The sequence below is a fragment of the Bartonella sp. AA97HXZ genome (assembly GCF_042196985.1).
Taxonomy (GTDB): Bacteria; Pseudomonadota; Alphaproteobacteria; order Rhizobiales; family Rhizobiaceae; genus Bartonella.
In genome coordinates, this window is sequence record NZ_JBHIRC010000001.1 from 78,631 (window position 1) to 95,168 (window position 16,538).

9 protein-coding genes are annotated in these 16,538 nt (G+C 37.3%); 3 read left to right on the forward strand and 6 right to left on the reverse strand.

Annotated features, from left to right (window positions below):
• Nucleotides 1–45 precede the first annotated feature (45 nt).
• Nucleotides 46–2,970, forward strand: coding sequence for a bifunctional [glutamine synthetase] adenylyltransferase/[glutamine synthetase]-adenylyl-L-tyrosine phosphorylase (locus ACFINE_RS00355; protein ID WP_375620683.1), 2,925 nt, complete (start codon nucleotides 46–48; stop codon nucleotides 2,968–2,970).
• A 451-nt stretch (nucleotides 2,971–3,421) separates the two neighbouring features.
• A complete protein-coding gene (locus tag ACFINE_RS00360) occupies nucleotides 3,422–4,246 on the forward strand; it encodes an outer membrane protein (protein ID WP_375620684.1) in 825 nt (274 codons plus the stop codon).
• Between the two features lie 1,375 nt (nucleotides 4,247–5,621).
• Here the strand turns inward: ACFINE_RS00360 and ACFINE_RS00365 are convergent.
• The 5 genes from ACFINE_RS00365 to ACFINE_RS00385 all read right to left on the reverse strand — a co-directional run bounded on the left by ACFINE_RS00365 (nucleotide 5,622) and on the right by ACFINE_RS00385 (nucleotide 13,935).
• Entirely contained in the window at nucleotides 5,622–6,506 is an 885-nt protein-coding gene (locus tag ACFINE_RS00365; protein ID WP_375620685.1) for a metallophosphoesterase family protein, read from the reverse strand.
• Nucleotides 6,507–7,103: 597 nt separating this feature from the next.
• Complete coding sequence (locus ACFINE_RS00370) at nucleotides 7,104–9,200, reverse strand: glutamine amidotransferase (RefSeq protein WP_375620686.1); 2,097 nt, start codon at nucleotides 9,198–9,200, stop codon at nucleotides 7,104–7,106.
• Nucleotides 9,197–11,995, reverse strand: coding sequence for a DUF4159 domain-containing protein (locus ACFINE_RS00375; RefSeq protein WP_375620687.1), 2,799 nt, complete (start codon nucleotides 11,993–11,995; stop codon nucleotides 9,197–9,199). Before ACFINE_RS00375 ends, ACFINE_RS00370 begins: the two co-directional genes overlap by 4 nt.
• On the reverse strand, nucleotides 11,992–12,903 hold the full coding sequence (locus tag ACFINE_RS00380) for a DUF58 domain-containing protein (protein WP_375620688.1): 912 nt from the start codon (nucleotides 12,901–12,903) through the stop codon (nucleotides 11,992–11,994). Before ACFINE_RS00380 ends, ACFINE_RS00375 begins: the two co-directional genes overlap by 4 nt.
• Nucleotides 12,904–13,935, reverse strand: a complete 1,032-nt coding sequence (locus ACFINE_RS00385; protein WP_375612988.1) for an AAA family ATPase — start codon at nucleotides 13,933–13,935, stop codon at nucleotides 12,904–12,906.
• 245 nt (nucleotides 13,936–14,180) lie between these two features.
• Between ACFINE_RS00385 and ACFINE_RS00390 the strand changes: the two genes are divergently transcribed.
• Entirely contained in the window at nucleotides 14,181–15,434 is a 1,254-nt protein-coding gene (locus ACFINE_RS00390) for a CCA tRNA nucleotidyltransferase (RefSeq protein ID WP_375620689.1), read from the forward strand.
• A gap of 452 nt (nucleotides 15,435–15,886) precedes the next feature.
• Here ACFINE_RS00390 and ACFINE_RS00395 read toward each other — a convergent pair whose 3' ends face one another.
• The gene (locus ACFINE_RS00395) at nucleotides 15,887–16,363 is read right to left on the reverse strand and encodes a tRNA (cytidine(34)-2'-O)-methyltransferase (RefSeq protein WP_375620690.1); all 477 of its coding nucleotides are present in this window, start codon (nucleotides 16,361–16,363) and stop codon (nucleotides 15,887–15,889) included.
• Nucleotides 16,364–16,538 lie beyond the last annotated feature (175 nt).

Below are 16,538 nucleotides of genomic sequence, written 5' to 3' on the forward strand. Positions count from 1 at the left end.
TAAAGCAATAGAAAGGAAAGCAAAATGCTTTTCAAGGGAGCACAGATGAAACAAGCTTTTTTAAAAACACAGCTTCTCCCTTTATGTCCTCTCGATAAAAGTGGTTCCCAATGGTTAAAAGACATGGAAGAACAAGCAAGGAAAGAAGGTTTAGAATCGCTTGTTTCCATCATTTCAGAGAGTGGAACGCAGATTGATTTTATCAGTTCGGTTATGACCTTATCTCCTTTTTTGCGTGAGGTTTTAATTGCCAACCCATCATATCTTAGTGCTTTATTAAATGTTGATATAGAAACAAGGCTGAGCGAAATTATAGATGATATTACAGCTATTGATAAGGATGAAGCTATAAATGAAACTTCATTGATGGCTGCTTTAAGGCGCAAAAAACGAGAAGCGCATGTTCTTATTGCTTTAGCTGATTTGGGTGGTGTTTTTACTTACGAAGTTTCATGTGCTTGGTTGACACGTTTGGGCGAAGCAGCATTAAGTGTAGCACTACGTTTTCTATTAAGAGAAGCGCATGATCATGGTAAGATCAATTTATTAAGCCGTGAGAATCCAGAAAAAGACTGTGGTTTAATTATTTTAGGGATGGGAAAGTTAGGAGCAGGGGAACTTAATTATTCTTCTGATATTGATCTTATTGTTTTCATTGATGAAACATCACCTCATATTGGTAATCTTTCTGAAAGTGTTGACGTATTTTCTAAAATGGTACGCCGATTAATCCGTATCATTCAAGAACGCACTGCGGAAGGATATGTTTTTCGTCTTGATTTTCGTCTTCGTCCAGATCCAGGTTCAACCCCTTTGGCCTTACCAGTAAGGACTGCATTGCGTTATTACGAAGGGCGTGGGCAAAATTGGGAACGAGCAGCCATGATTAAAGCACGTCCAGTTGCTGGTGATAAGAGGGCAGGTTTTAACTTTCTCAAAGAGCTTTTTCCCTATGTGTGGCGGAAATATTTAGATTATGCTGCTATTGCTGATATTCATTCGATCAAACGTCAAATTCATGCGCATAAAAATTACGGTCAAATTGCAGCTTATGGGCATAATATAAAGTTAGGTCGTGGTGGTATTCGTGAGATTGAGTTTTTTGTTCAGACACAGCAGCTCATTGCTGGTGGACGTTTTCCTCAATTACGTGGACGTCAGACAGTTGCAATGTTAGCAGAACTTCACACGCTTGGTTGGATCAGTGAGAAAACGAGAAATAGCCTTATAAAAAGTTATGCTTTTCTTCGAAATGTGGAACATCGTATTCAAATGCTTTTCGATGAACAAACACATCTTCTTCCAAATGATACTGCTCAATTCACAAGTGTTGCCTATTTAATGGGTTATCAAGACAGTAGCAATTTTATCCGTGATTTATTAAAAACACTTCAGGTTGTTGAAAAACATTATGCAGCACTGTTTGAGAATGAGCAAGAACTTGGTTTAGAAATTGGTAATTTAGTTTTTACCGGTGAAGAAGATGATCCGGAGACATTAATAACGTTAAGCCGTTTAGGCTTCGAAAGAGCAAGTGATATTTGTCGTATTATGCGCACGCTCCATTTTGGTCGTTATAAAGCAACGCAATCAGCCGAAGCACGCGAGAGATTAACGGAATTAACACCAGCTCTTTTGAAAGCTTTTGGTGGGACAAAACGAGCTGATGAGGCGATGTTGCGTTTTGATGGTTTTTTACAGGGCTTACCTTCAGGAATTCAGCTTTTTAGTCTTTTGCAGTCTAATCCCTCTCTTTTGGATATGCTTGTCCTTATTATGGGTGCTGCTCCACGTCTTGCAGAAATTATTACACGCAGATCCCATGTTTTTGATGGAATGTTAGATCCGAATATTCTTTCAGAATTACCGACCAAAACGTACTTAGAAAAACGGCTTGAATATTTTCTTGAAAATGTTCTTTCTTATGAGGAAATTCTTGACCATTTAAGGATTTTTGCAGATGAACAACGTTTTTTGATTGGTATTCGAATTTTAAACGGTACAATTACAGGAGAAAGAGCGGGTTTTGCTTTTACTGCGCTTGCTGATCTTATGATTACAAAAACATTTGCTACCGTTCAAGAGGAATTTTCTCGTCTTCATGGTCGTATTAAAGGGGGGCGTGTTGGCATATTGGGTATGGGGAAGCTTGGAAGTCGCGAATTAACAGCAGATTCCGATGTTGACCTCGTTTTGCTTTATGAACACGATGATGATGCAGAAATATCTGATGGAGAAAAGCCTCTTTATATCTCTCAATATTATACGCGTTTAGCACAACGCCTCGTTTCTGCTTTATCCACTCTTACAAGCCAAGGTATTCTTTATGTCGTTGATTTAAGGTTACGGCCATTAGGCAATAAAGGACCTATTGCTGTTTCTTTTCCATTTTTTAAAAAGTATTATCGCCAAGAAGCATGGATATGGGAATATCTTGCTTTAACAAGGGCTCGAGGCATTGCAGGAGACCCTGATTTTTTACAAAAGCTAGAAAATGAAGTGTATGCAATTATTGCTATTTCTCGTGATAAGAAGGAAGTTGCAAAAGAAGTATGTGAAATGCGTGCCTTGATTGCAAAAGAAAAGCCGCCAAAAAATCAATGGGATTTAAAAACGATGTCTGGTGGCATTATGGATTTGGAGTTTATTGCTCAATTTTCTCTTATTACGCATGTCATGGCGTTTCAAATTGGAGCGACGACAGCGGATATTTTAGATCACTTACCAAACAGTTTTCTTAATCAGTCATGTATTGCTGATTTACATTATGCCTATCGTCTTTATACAAATTTGAGTCAAATTATACGGCTTTGCTTAAATGATTCTCTTGATCCCAATGACATGCCACCTAGATTAAGTGATCTTTTGTTGAATAGTGTTGGGGAACCTGATTTGCTTCGTGTGGAAAAATTAATTGCAGAAACTGGGCAATTGGTCTGTTCAGTTTTTACAAAAATCATGAAATATTAAAATAATTCTATAAGAATAAATAAAAATTATTAATTCCATTTTTATATATTAATTTTTGTCTTTCATTTCATAGACGCTTGAGAGGGTTAGAGTGAAGTTCTCTACTGTTTTTTCAAGTGTGATGAAAAAATTCTCCATTCTAGGTATCATTCTTTATACAAAAAGCGATGAGTGATTAATTTAGTTAATCATATTTTTTATGAGCGTTATCTCATTTTTTCAAAAAATTGACATTATAATTATTTATATAATTTCAGATAATAATGATCAATATGAAGCTATAAAAGATGCTATAGATTAATAGCTTCTGGAAATTATAAATAATATTTAAGCTTTATTTAAAACTAATTTTAATTTTTTAACTGTGTCATTTTTGCTATAGATTTTTTCAAAAAATTGTGAAACGATTTACCATTATTTATGTATCACATTAGCTTTTAGGGGAGCAATTATGATTACAAAGTATTTAGCCTCAACATCTATATTTTCTTTAATTTCAATTTCTGTAGTACAGGCGTCGGATATCGTTATTCCTGAACAACCTGTTCCTGTTATTCCAGCACCTGCTTTGTCTTGGACAGGATTTTATCTTGGAGGACAGATTGGTAACTTTTCAGGTAAAACGACTGCAAGTTATTTAAAACATGAGACAGGGATATGGAATCCAATTGGAAAGGAGAATTTACCTAAACTTTCTGGTTTTATCGGGGGAGTTTATGCAGGTTCCAATATTGATATCGATAATAGTTTTATTATAGGTATTGATACAGATATTATGTGGTTTGGTAAAAAGGATTCTAAAGATGTCAATCTACCGAAAAAAAGTCCAACTGAAGAAACACCAAAACTTGTAGAAAAAACAAGTCTAACAAGAGATTTGCATGAGGAGGATTCGACAACACCTATTAAAGCTGTACGTCATACTTTAAAACAAAAATGGGCTGGTGCTACACGGGTGAGAGTTGGTTTTGCGATTGAGCGTATGATGCCTTATATTTCTGGAGGGATTGCTTATACGCAGCTTCAGAATATTTTTGCGGCAGTAGCTGATAGCAAAAGTGGAGAAGTTGATTTTTCTGATTGGTTGCATGATGAAAAAAAGACCATGATTGGTTATACCCTTGGAGGTGGTATTGATTTTGCAATGACTGATAATATTATTGTACGTGCAGAATATCGTTATTCAGATTTTGGCAAAAAGAAGTTCATACAGGATAAATTTGAAATGGGCTACAAGACAAATGATTTTCGTGTGGGTGTAGCTTATAAATTTTAATTTTTTGCAGAATTAAACACTTCAAAAGTCTCATTTTCGAATGAGGCTTTTATTTTTCAGATATGTTCTAGTAAATATCCTTTACTCAAAAGAGCTACTATTTTATTCGAACAATACTTTGATTTGTAAACATAAATTACTTTTTGTCATGTTGAGTGAGAGACCCAAGTGTCATAAGATTTTCTCATTTTAAACCTATACCATATTGAACCGATCAAAACCATGTCTTTTGCACGTCAAAAAGAGGGGGCGTCGTGAGATAAAAACATTAAAGAAAGAATAAAAATGCTTCTTATGAACCATTTTAAGTGCTAAAGGCTGTCGCTACATTAGGGGGTGGCAAAGTGTGAGATTTTGATACTAGCTTGCTTTTCCATAAACGTGAAGATGGTGTTGCTAAATGGACTTAACATTACATCATTCATAGGTACCGTCGGGAAATGGGTTTGGGTGCTTTAAAAGATGCTTTTTAAACCAACATGTGAATTGGCAAGCTAATGGCATTTTATTTTATTTGAAAGATCTTTCATACAATCAACTTTTCTGTTTTGCGGTATCGTAAAATATTTTATTTAATAACAAAAAGCTCGCAAAAAATTCTAAAGAACGTAAAATTACATCCGCAATATAACTCAATAATAAAATAATTATAAAGAGTATTATAAAGTGATTTATAGGAAAAAATAGAGAGAAAATTAGGAATTTATTGAGACATAAAAAACATTATTACCTATGTCTGTTATCGAAATATAATCTATTATTCTCCTAATTTTTTAAATGTATGATAATAAATTTTGAGTGAAATAGTAATGGATCATTTCAAATCTATTTACGATAAATCAATCAACATCATTTGTTTATGAATCACAAGTAGGTTGGGTTATTTAAATTATATACTTTAGTTATTATTTGGCTTTTTTAGCCATTGATTTTCAGGTATAGAAGCTGAATGAGCGTCTCTATTATTCTATAAAATATCATCATTGTAATAATATAAGGATTTTACGCATTAGATGCTTTTGGAGGAGTGGATGATGAAATTCAAAGCAGGGTTTATGTGTAGAGCTTTGTGAAGTAAATCACATGCGCAATTAGCGGCTGGAACCCGTGAGACAAGAATCCGAATTATTTATAAATCAGATGTGGTAGAATTTTCGTCCTTTAGAGCGGGAAGGAAGAAAACCGATAAGTTTGTAAAAAGCTAGTCACATAAGTGGGGCAGCAGATGGAACTGTCTGAGAAAAATTGATCTATTGACAGAGAAGGTGAAACTTTATCTTTTAAGGAGAAAAAGGGAAATAAGAATTATGATTTCCAAAGGGATATGAAATAAAAATATTTTTATTTTTTGTTGTTTGGGCAACTATGAAGGTGTTTAAAGATTAATTGTTTCAGTACATGCAATCTCGTTTTTGGGGTTGATAATGCTATAACGTTTTAATTGGCAATGCCATTGATTTTGTAAGCGTTCAATGGAAAATAAATTAAAGCCTGCGGGGGTTTTTTTATCACCAAAAGCTTGTGATGCGGAAGGAACACCAACAATAGGAATTTTTTTAATTGGTCCTTCAATGTAATTCAATGTGGGTAAATGAGTATGTCCGTGAAGAATAAGCTCACAACCGTGGTATTTGATAACGTCTAGAAAACGTTTTATATCCCGTAGTTTTTTATGCCAAGACGTGGCCTTTGGAAAGGGGGGGTGGTGAATCATGACGACACGAAAAAGGTTGCGCTGTGCTGCTTCCTTTAAAAAGAGCGGTAAAGTTTGCGCTTGCATTTTACCAAAATAGCCAGAAGCTTGAAAAGGCAATGTCGCAATGGCTGAAGAAGCTGCTATGATGGCAACATCTTTGCGAATGCGCATATAAGGAAAGGCACTTTTTTGAGGGATGTCACCTGTAATCCAAGGTTTAAAGAGAGTGCATGCTTTTTGTAAAGCGCCGCGGACATAGGCATCGTGATTTCCAAATGTCAAAGAAATATCTTGAGGTTTTCCTAGGTTAAGTAGCCAACGATGAGCTTGTACAAATTCTTTATCGAGAGCAAGATTTACAAGATCACCAGAGATCACAAGGTGATCAGGTTTTGTTTTGTTCAAGGCATCTATTAAAGTTTCTAGGACATCTGTTGCCATCTGACTCTTACGTTTTTTTTGCCAGTTCAGATAACCGGTAAGACGTTTCCCAGAAAGTTCAAAAAGGGAAGGTTGCGGGAGAGGGGAAAGATGTACATCCGATATATGGGCAAGATAAAACATAAAAGCTCGTAGAGTATTAAAAACGATTTAAAGAATAAACATAAGATAAGTTAGTGCTTAAAGGCAAGAAAGATTGTAAATGAAAATTAGCTTGCAAAAAAGAATGTCTCAAGCGGGATGTTCTAAATAGAATATCCCTAATAAAATATCATTGTGTTATACATTCACATATTTGTAAAAAAAACATTTCTCAATGTGTTTGAGCTAATTTCACGACCGGTATTTGATGCTATAATAGAAAGCTTCTGTGAACTATATAGGGCTTACTGTACACTACCATCTCTACGCTTATACAAGGTGCAAATAAAAAACATCATACTATTTTCCCCCAATTTTATGAAAATCCTTGCTTTGTTTTAAGAGGATTCATAAGAGGTATTTCACTCTTTTCTTCGATGTTTTCTATCCATACAGCATCTCTTCTAATAATACGCAAGAGAATGTTTTTTTATTTTTTTAATATGAGGACATTGGAAATAAGGAGAATTCCACTGTATTTTGAGTTATAAATCAATACGTTATATAATTATAAAAGACAAGTAAATACGTAAAAGGATAAGCTAAATTTAAAAACTATTATACGAAATCTCAGACTTTTTAACGGCCTTCATAATACCACATGCTGCTCAACAGTAAAAGGCAAGCAAGCAGTGCAAAAAAACCAGAAAATATCGAAAAATAAAAGGTATTGATTAAACGGGTTTCTGTTGCTTCTTTCAGAACAATTGAATGTGTTGGGGAAGAGGACGGACTTGTTTTTGATTGAATCAGCTTAAATGGAGGAAGATGAAAGTTTTCTTTTCCTTCAGGGTGTAAACGTCCGATGTAGCCACCAGTGTGCTTAATAATGGGGGCTAGTTTTTCTTGTGTTGAAATCAAGTCAAACAACTCAAGATTATCGAGCATCCCTACAGAAGAAAGTATTGTTAAACCGCCATTTTTAATGTTAAAAATTCCTGTCTCATCAGTGGTCACAGTTGCAGTAAAAAGGCCTTCTTTCTCTTTGGTCAGAGTAATATTTTCTTTTTTTCCAGAGGGAAAGATTATTTCAGCGGGCTCTGGATGCTCTTTAAGGGTTTGGCGGCGAATTGTTAAATGATGATGGCTGCTGGTCGCACTTAATTTTTCTTCCTCAAGTTCTGGTTCTTTCATGAGCCAATGGGCAATACGACGATAAAGAGCAGCATAAGGACCACCGCCTTCGAAACCTCGTGCCCAAAGCCAACTTTCATCAGAGAGCAACATGCCTACACGTCCTTTATCAACATGCGAGAGAAGTAAAAGTGGTTGTTCATCCGCTCCTTTCATGAGGGCGATTCCGTTATTTATGTTTTGAATAGCAATTTGTCGCAACCATTGCCCCCATTGAGAAGCGGGAAGGTTAAGTGTTGCAAGCCCCCTTGTGACAGGATGGCGCTCACCTTCTTTGGTTAATGTGGGGCGAAAAGGTTTTTCAATAATAGTTCCATTGGGCAATGCCGGTAGAATGCTTATTAAAGGTGTTTTCGCAAGTGAGTTTTTTTGGGTAAACTCAGGTCCTGTTACCATCAACAATGCACCCCCCTTTTGTACATATTGGGCGATATAATCATAATAGATTAAGGGGAGAACAGTAGAGTGCTGGTAGCCATCAAGGATGATGAGATCAAAGTTATTAATTTCTTCAACAAAGAGTTTTCTTGTGGGAAAGACCACTAGGGATAATTGGCTTGAGGGCGTATTATCTGCTTTGGTGGGGGGACGCAAAATAGTAAAGTGAACAAGATCAATATTGGAGTCACCTTTCAAAAGGTCTCGCCATGTCCGTTCTCCATTATAAGGAGCACCTGAAATAAGAAGAACGCGTAAATTTTCTCTGATTCCTTCAATAATTGTTATGGCGCGGTTGTTTTCAAAGCTTAGTTCACCTTTGTGTGGATCAGTTATAACTTGGATAATATTTTTTTCAGCATGAGGAAGGGTAATTTCAGTTTGAAAAATCACGCCAGGAGTTACAGAATAATGGCCAATGTCTTGTCCATTGACGCTTAGTGTAATATTTGCTTTCTGTGATATTATTTTTTTGGCGGGGCCTTTATCTTCTACCAAAATGGAGAGCGTTTGTGGTTTGTTGACAAGGGCAAAGCGTGGAGGAGAAATAAACTTGATTTGGCGATCAAATTCATCTGAGTATCCTGTAATCAGGGCATTGAGAGGTGCTTCATGATGAAGGTCTGATAGGTCAGGGATGTCATGCACTTGTCCATCGGTGATAAAAATGGTTCCTGCATAACGAGAGAGCGGTACATCAGATACTGCTTGTGTTAAAGTCTCAAACAAATTCGTTGAGGGCGCATATTGATTATCAGCAAGTTTCCCAGCTTCAATAAAACGTGGTTCAAATTGTGGATAATGCGCCAGTGTTTCGACTAATTGCCTGCGCGCTTCATCACTATCATTTGTACGTGTTCCAAATGATTGGCTTTTGCTGCGGTCAATGACAATGCCTACTGTGCTTTTCAGTGGTTCGCGCTGTTCTTTTATGATCATTGGATTGAGCAAAGCAAGGATAAGGGCGCTTAATGCCATCAGACGAAATAAAGAACCTTGCCGTTGCGTAACAAGACTAACAACGACAAAAAGAATCGATATTCCGCTTAAGAGCAGAATCCAAAAGAGTGGTAAAAAAGGCTGAAAAGTGAAAAATGATATCATTGCCTTCTTTCTCTTTTAAAGCGTTCCAAGAGTGCTGGAACATGCACTTGATCCGCTTTATAGTTTCCTGTAAGCACATAAAGGACAATATTTAAACCTGCACGAAATGCCCATAGACGTTGCATTGGATCATTGGGAACAAGGGGATATTTCCATGCCCCTTTTTCATCAAGTGCCCAAGCCCCAGCAAAGTTATTTGCGGTGATGAGAAGGGAGCTTACGTTATCGCCGTTGGCAAGAGAGTTTTTATTTTTTTTGTTTGTTGATGAGGATTCAACCCATAAAGGTGAACCACGGTAGAGACCAGGAAAATCTGGCATAATATAAAAAGAACGTGCAACAACATGATCTGTTGATGCTGGCTCAATGGATGGAATATTTAACTCTTTTAAGATATCTCGTAATCTTTGCGTTTCTGGAGTAGCGTCTCCTTCAAGATTAAGATTGCTCTTTATCTGATCGCGCGTGTCAAATAAAATTGTTCCCCCATGTTTCATAAAGTTATTTATTTTTTCAAGGCTTTGGGGGGGGGGTATAGGACTCTTAACATCAATTGGCCAGTAAATAAGAGGATAAAAAGAGAGTTCATCTTTATCGAGATCAAGTGCTGTAACAGAGCCAAGGGTAAGCATTGTGCGCTCTGCGATAAATTGACTTAACGCTTCTAGACCACTTTTACTCGTTGTATCAATTTCATGATTATTGGTTATAACATAGGCAAGATGTGTTGCGCCAGCAGCTTGTACACTATCATGATGATTTTCTTTCGTTTGTGCATGAAGAGTTGGATCATATGAAAACAAGGCAATAAGACTTATAAAGGGGACGAGAAACATATTACGCCGTTTCATGAAAGAAAAAATATCTCCCATCCATAAAATGAGAAAATTGTCAAAGGCGAATAATAAGATGGCTAATCCTAAAAGTGGACCGATAAGATTTTTTTCTTTTGTATCGTAAGATAAAGGGCTTTTATTAAGAGAAGTTGGCAATGATGATTGTTTCATCAAGTGCGACGAATGAGTTAAGAGATTGAGTGCATAAAAATTGTTTTTGGCACCATAAAGTCCTGGGGGAGTATGGTAGGAAGGATGGGGTGGATTTTGAGAGTCAAAGATCAAAGGAACAACATCAGAGGGTGGTACTTGTAATTGTCCGTCAACGGCTATAGTTCGCCAAGGGTTTTGTATCACTGTTCTTTTTTCTCTGTGTGTTAGGTTTGTGTTTTCGTTAGAACCTAATGTGATTAATTTTTGCAGCATTTGTGCAAAAAAGCCAGAAAGAGGAAGGTTAGACCATGTTGGGTCAGGAGCAACATGAATGAGAATGAGGGTTCCTTTACCACGTTTTGCTGCGGTAACAAGAGGAGTTCCATCCGAAAGGCTAAGCCACGTTTTTTCAAAAAGATCTGGGGTTGGTTCTGCGAGGATTTGGCGCGAGACAGTAACATCTCCTGGAAAGGGAAGACCAAAGAAAAAGCTATTTTTTGCAAAAGGGGCAAGCTTTTGTGGTTTTGTCCAAGACATAATACTTCCAAGGGAACGTTGACCTGGGCGCAGTGGTATCGGAAGAAGGTTATCGTAATGTTCTGCGCTACTGAGTTTTTCTCCTGCAAAGCGGATGAGTGTTCCCCCTTTATTCACAAAATCAGAAAGTTTTTTTTCTGCTTTTGGGGGTATGTTAACAATGTCACCCGTAATCAAAACAGATGGATTTTGTTTAAGCAAATGATCAATATCCGTTGAAAGTTCTCTTCCACCGGCTGTTATAAGCTGTGTATGACCTTGTAAGGCTTTGATAATGTAATAAAATGGAGCAAGTAAAGGCTGTGCCATTTCATTGGTATCGGGTGAGAGAAGAGCAACACGGCTTATCCTGTTATGGCTATCTACCAAGAAGGTTGCAGCAGCATGGTTTTGATTGTTTATTTTTATCCAAGCGATATCATTGCGTAGTTCAAGTGGTACATTAAAAGGAACAAGTGCTGTTGTTTCTCCTTCAGAGAAATTGTTCGTAAATTGACCGAGAAGTTGATTATTTGAATCGTAAAGGCTGAGTATAGCGGGAGTATTACTGTGTGTTGTTGAGCGGATAATACGCGCGCCCATGTTTCCATTGTTATTTTCTATGGATGTTATGCCGGTTAAATCGGAAATATCAGTCAAATACCACAAGAAGTTTCTAGGTTTTAATTCTTCAAGAAGAGCAAAAGCTTGCTCATCTTCATTTGTTTGTAATCCATCACTTAAATAAGCAATATCAAGAGGTTTTCCTTTGGTTCTTTCGCTGAGTTTTTTGAAGGCATGCACACGGTTGACAGGCCAAGGACGCGGTTGCAAATGCATTAAATGCTGTTTTATAATCTTGGCTGGTTGGGGCTCTATATTGGAGATATTATTTTCAGCCGTTGCAACAAGATAAATATTTTTTTGCTGTTTTTCTGCCTGTGCAAGGAGCATTTCAGCGATAGAGATGCGCTGTTTCCATTCTTTTACAGAAACCCAACCATTATCAATAATGAGTGCAAGGGGTTGAGATCCGGAAAAGCTTATTGGTTTTTGATTCCAAGTGGGCCGTGCTAGAGCTATGATAACAAGTGCCGCTATGGTTAAACGCAACAAGAGCAACCACCAAGGTGTATGTTTTGCTGTTTCTTGTTGATGAGTTGGTTTGGGTAAGAAGCGAAAAGGGGGAAAAAGCTCTTTACGCGGAGATGGAGGAGTTATCCGCAACAGCCACCAAATGACCGGTAGGAACAAAAGCCCTAGTAACAGAAAGGGAGCAGCAAAACTCAAAGTGCCCTCCTTTTTTGCAATGGAGAGTCGCTCATTGTATTTGCAAGATGAAAAATGGTCTCTGTTAAAAGTTGATCTGTTGTACTAACGTGATAAGACCATCCTTGGCGTGCGCAAAAATTTACCAATTCTTGTCGCCTTGCGTGATATAGTTTACAATAGCTCTTACGAAGATCTTCTGCTTTAGTGGAAACATGTTTCTCTTTCGTTTCAGGATCCAAAAATTCTGTGTGACCTGTGTAGGGAAAGCTTTCTTCTGCGGGATCAGAAATTTCAATTAAATGCGCTGTCACTTGTTTTGTAGTTAAAACGGTTAAATATTGGATGATTTTTTCAGGATAGTCGAGAAAATCACTCATTATAATGACATGTGAAAAGCGTGTAATCGTTGAAAAATCCGGAAATAAATTTTCATCTGAATGATTTTCTAAAGCAAAGGCTATGCGTTCTACGACATTGGATGTCATTGTGGGGGACATTAAGTTAGGAATAGCAATATGTTCGCCACTGCGTGCAAGAAGGGATGCCAAGGTAAGGGTAAGAATAATGGCATGATTACCTTTAGAGATTTTAGAAAAGCGGGAACAGTAATGCATTGATGCGCTCTGATCAGGACAAAGCCAAACGGTTTGTGTCATTTGCCATTCGTGTTCACGGAGATACGTATTTTCATCACGCGCTGAGCGACGCCAATCAATGCGGGTAATGGATTCTCCTTCCATATAGGGACGAAATTGCCAAAAGTTTTCCCCATTACCGCTTTTACGTTGTCTATGCCACCCGGTTATCAATGTATTAGCGATATGACGCGCTTGTAAAAGGAAATATGGCATTTTGCCAGTATCCTTATGCAGTTCATTTGCCAGCGACAATGGAGGCTTTTGTAAAACTTTTTTGCCAAGTGCCATTCAAAGAGCATCTTTCACAAGGTTATTGATAATATCTTTTACGGTTATATCTTCAGCACGGGCAGAAAAATTAAGAGCCATGCGGTGTTGTAATACAGGATAGGCCAATGCTTCAACATCATCAAGTGAAGGGGCTAAGCGTCCATAATAAAGAGCACGGGCGCGAACACAAAGTGAAAGGGCTTGTGATGCCCGTGGACCAGGTCCCCAAGAAACATAAGTATTAGCAAGGCTATTGTCTTTATGAGGGCGAGATGAGCGGACAATTTTTAAAATAGCTTCGATCACACTTTCTGAAAGAGGCATTTTGCGAACGATATTTTGAATTTTTTGCAATTTTTTGCCGGATAAAATTGGTTTTGCATTTGATTTTTTTTCTTTTGTTGTTTCTAAAATAATCCGTCGCTCTGTTGTGAGGTCAGGATAGTCAATATCGATTTGCATCAAAAAGCGATCCAGTTGTGCTTCAGGAAGTGGATAGGTCCCTTCTTGTTCAAGAGGATTTTGCGTTGCAAGAACATGAAAAGGTTGTGGCAAATCATAACGGTTACCTGCAACAGTAACATGATATTCTTGCATAGCTTGTAAAAGGGCTGACTGTGTCCGTGGGGAAGCACGATTGATTTCATCGGCCATGAGAAGTTGCGTAAAAATAGGACCTTGAATGTACCGAAAAGAACGTTTACCGTCTTTATCGGAATCCATAATTTCAGAACCAATAATATCCGATGGCATTAAGTCAGGAGTGAATTGGATGCGTTTTTCATCAAGCCCTAAGACTGTTCCCAATGTTTCAACAAGACGTGTTTTTGCAAGTCCTGGAGCACCGACAAGAAGGGCGTGACCACCAGCAAAAATAGCGATTAAAGCATATTCGATTACCTGATTTTGCCCAAAAATAACTTTGTCAATTTCTTTTTGTAAAATATCCAATTCTTTGTGTGCCGTATCAATATCATCAATAATGACTTGAGCTTCATGATTGATATTGACCTTTTTTATAGAATTGGATGATGGATCATGTTGACTCATATTTCTTCCTTAAGGCGTTTGTCGCAAAAATGGTAATTTTCTCTGCATGATAATGGATATCTTATTGTTTGTAACAGAAAATGAGAAGAAATGAAGTATCATATGCCGTTTTTTTTCATATTCGTATAGAAGAGAAAAGTTTCTTTGGAAGAATAGACGTGCTTTATAAGGGATGTCTTAAAAAATTTGTTTTATGAAGAGAGTTTTTTAAAGCAATGAAGACAACTTTTTTGAAAGGTTAAAGGGTGAATATAAGACAGAACTTCAAACAGGTTGCGTGGTTACAACAAAGTGATATCCAAACACTTCTTCGTGTTTTGTCTGTGGAGGGGGAAGAGGCGCGTATTGTAGGGGGAGCAGTGCGCAATCAACTGCTAGGGCAGCCTATTAGTGATATTGATATTGCAACAACCTGTTTGCCGCAACAGGTTATTGCACGTGTAGAAGAAGCAGGATTTAAAGCTATTCCTACAGGGATTGCTTTTGGTACAATAACAGTAGTTGCTCATTCATGTTCTTATGAGGTTACAACGCTTCGCTGCGATATTGAAACAGATGGTCGTCATGCAAAAGTGGCATTTGGTCGTGATTGGAAAAAAGATGCTGAACGGCGAGATTTTACGATAAATGCGCTTTATTGTGATGCTGCTGGCAACCTTTATGATGATGTGGGAGGTTTGAGTGATATTGCTAGCCGAACAGTTCGTTTTATTGGGGTTGCAGAAGATCGTATTTGCGAAGATTATTTGCGTATTTTACGGTTTTTTCGCTTTTTTGCGTGGTATGGAGCAGGGCGACCTGATGTGCAAGGATTGAAGGCATGTGTTCGTTTAAAACATGGTTTAAAAAAACTTTCTTCTGAACGTATTTGGGCAGAAATGAAAAAGCTTCTTGCGGCGTTTGATCCAACGCGTGCTCTTTTATGGATGCGACAAAGCAGAATTTTGGCACTCATTTTTCCTGAAACAGAACGATGGGGCATTGATGCAATTCACGCATTGGTGAAGACAGAACAGGCTCTTGGTTGGAAAGTTGATCCATTGTTACGGCTAGAAAGCCTTCTTCCTCCTGATCCCATGCGTCTTCATGAAATGGCACAGCGCTTGCGTTTTTCTCTTAAGGAAACAACGCGATTAAAAGAATGGGCGGAGTTAGAAATAATAAACCAAAACTGTTCTGATCATTTTGTGCAAAAACTGATTTATTTTCATGGACGACAGCCAGTTTTAGATCAATTATCGTTGTCTGTCGCTGCATCACATCTTGATCATCTGGAAAAAAGTGATGCTTTGCAAAAAGCAGAGGGTTATGTCAAGCTTTATCAATTTGCCAAAAAATGGCAAATTCCAACTTTTCCCATTAATGGTAACGATTTAATAAAGAAAGGTTTTACGAAAGGTGTACTTTTAGGAAAAAAGCTTAAAGAGCTAGAAATGATATGGATTGAAAGCGGATTTTTAATGGATCGTCATGCACTATTAGAAAAAATTGATTTATAATATTTCTGTTTATAAACTCACTGTTGTTTATATTTTTTAAGTCAACATATTAATTTATAATAATCATTATTCATGTAAAATAAGAGTTCACAATATTGTAAGGTTATTTCAAACCTGTTCATATTACATCAATCAAAGTTATTGCCTTACACGTCACAAGTGAGGCAAAATGATTACAGAGAGGAAAAATGTCTCTTATGAATCATCTCAAAGATAAGGATTCTCGAAAATGAGAACGAATAAAGAGAATAGTGGTAGCGGTTTGCACCTTGTATGACCATAAAGAGGGGGATGTTCACTGGATTTTTACTATGAGGTGATATGAAATGGATGTGATGGGCACTAAGAAATGTTTATTTTAACAGCACTTAATGGTTGGAAAATGATAGGCATTATACGCTCTAACTGTTCTTTATATGTTGTATTATTGTTTTTCGTGATAATTTATGTTTTTATAGATTACAGTTTTTTTCATGATAACCAATTTGGCGTAATGCTTCTCCTGTTGTTATGGCTACGCTCATGGCGAGATTTAGAGAGCGTGCCTGTGGTTGCATGGGAATTTTCAATGTGTAATCGGCCGCTTCATGAACATAATTGGGAACGCCAGCTGTTTCACGACCAAAAAGTAAAACATCATTTCTTTGATAGCATATCTGCGTATAGCATGTTTTTGCTTTTGTACTTAAAAGCAATAGGCGGCGGTTAAAGTGTTTCATGGAGCTTATAAAATGTTGCCAATCAATGTGTCGTTCTAAGGAAGCATATTCGAGATAATCCAATCCTGCGCGTTTGAGATTACGATCCGACAGATTAAAGCCTGCAGGTTCAATAATGTGCACATGTAAACCAAAGCAAGCGCTAAGACGTAAAATCGTTCCAGTATTACCAGCAATATCAGGTTGGAAAAGAGCTATATGAAGTGTCATGTTCTCTGTAATATGATTTTTCTTTCGACTTTGTAAAGAAGCACCACAATTTATTCGAAAAATATGCTTTGAGAAATACATGTTTTTTATGGTTCATTTTTATTCCCTTTAAATTTCAGGGAAAAAGTTATGTATACAGGTCTGTTTGGGATCAGAGAGAAGCTCCCTATTAGGG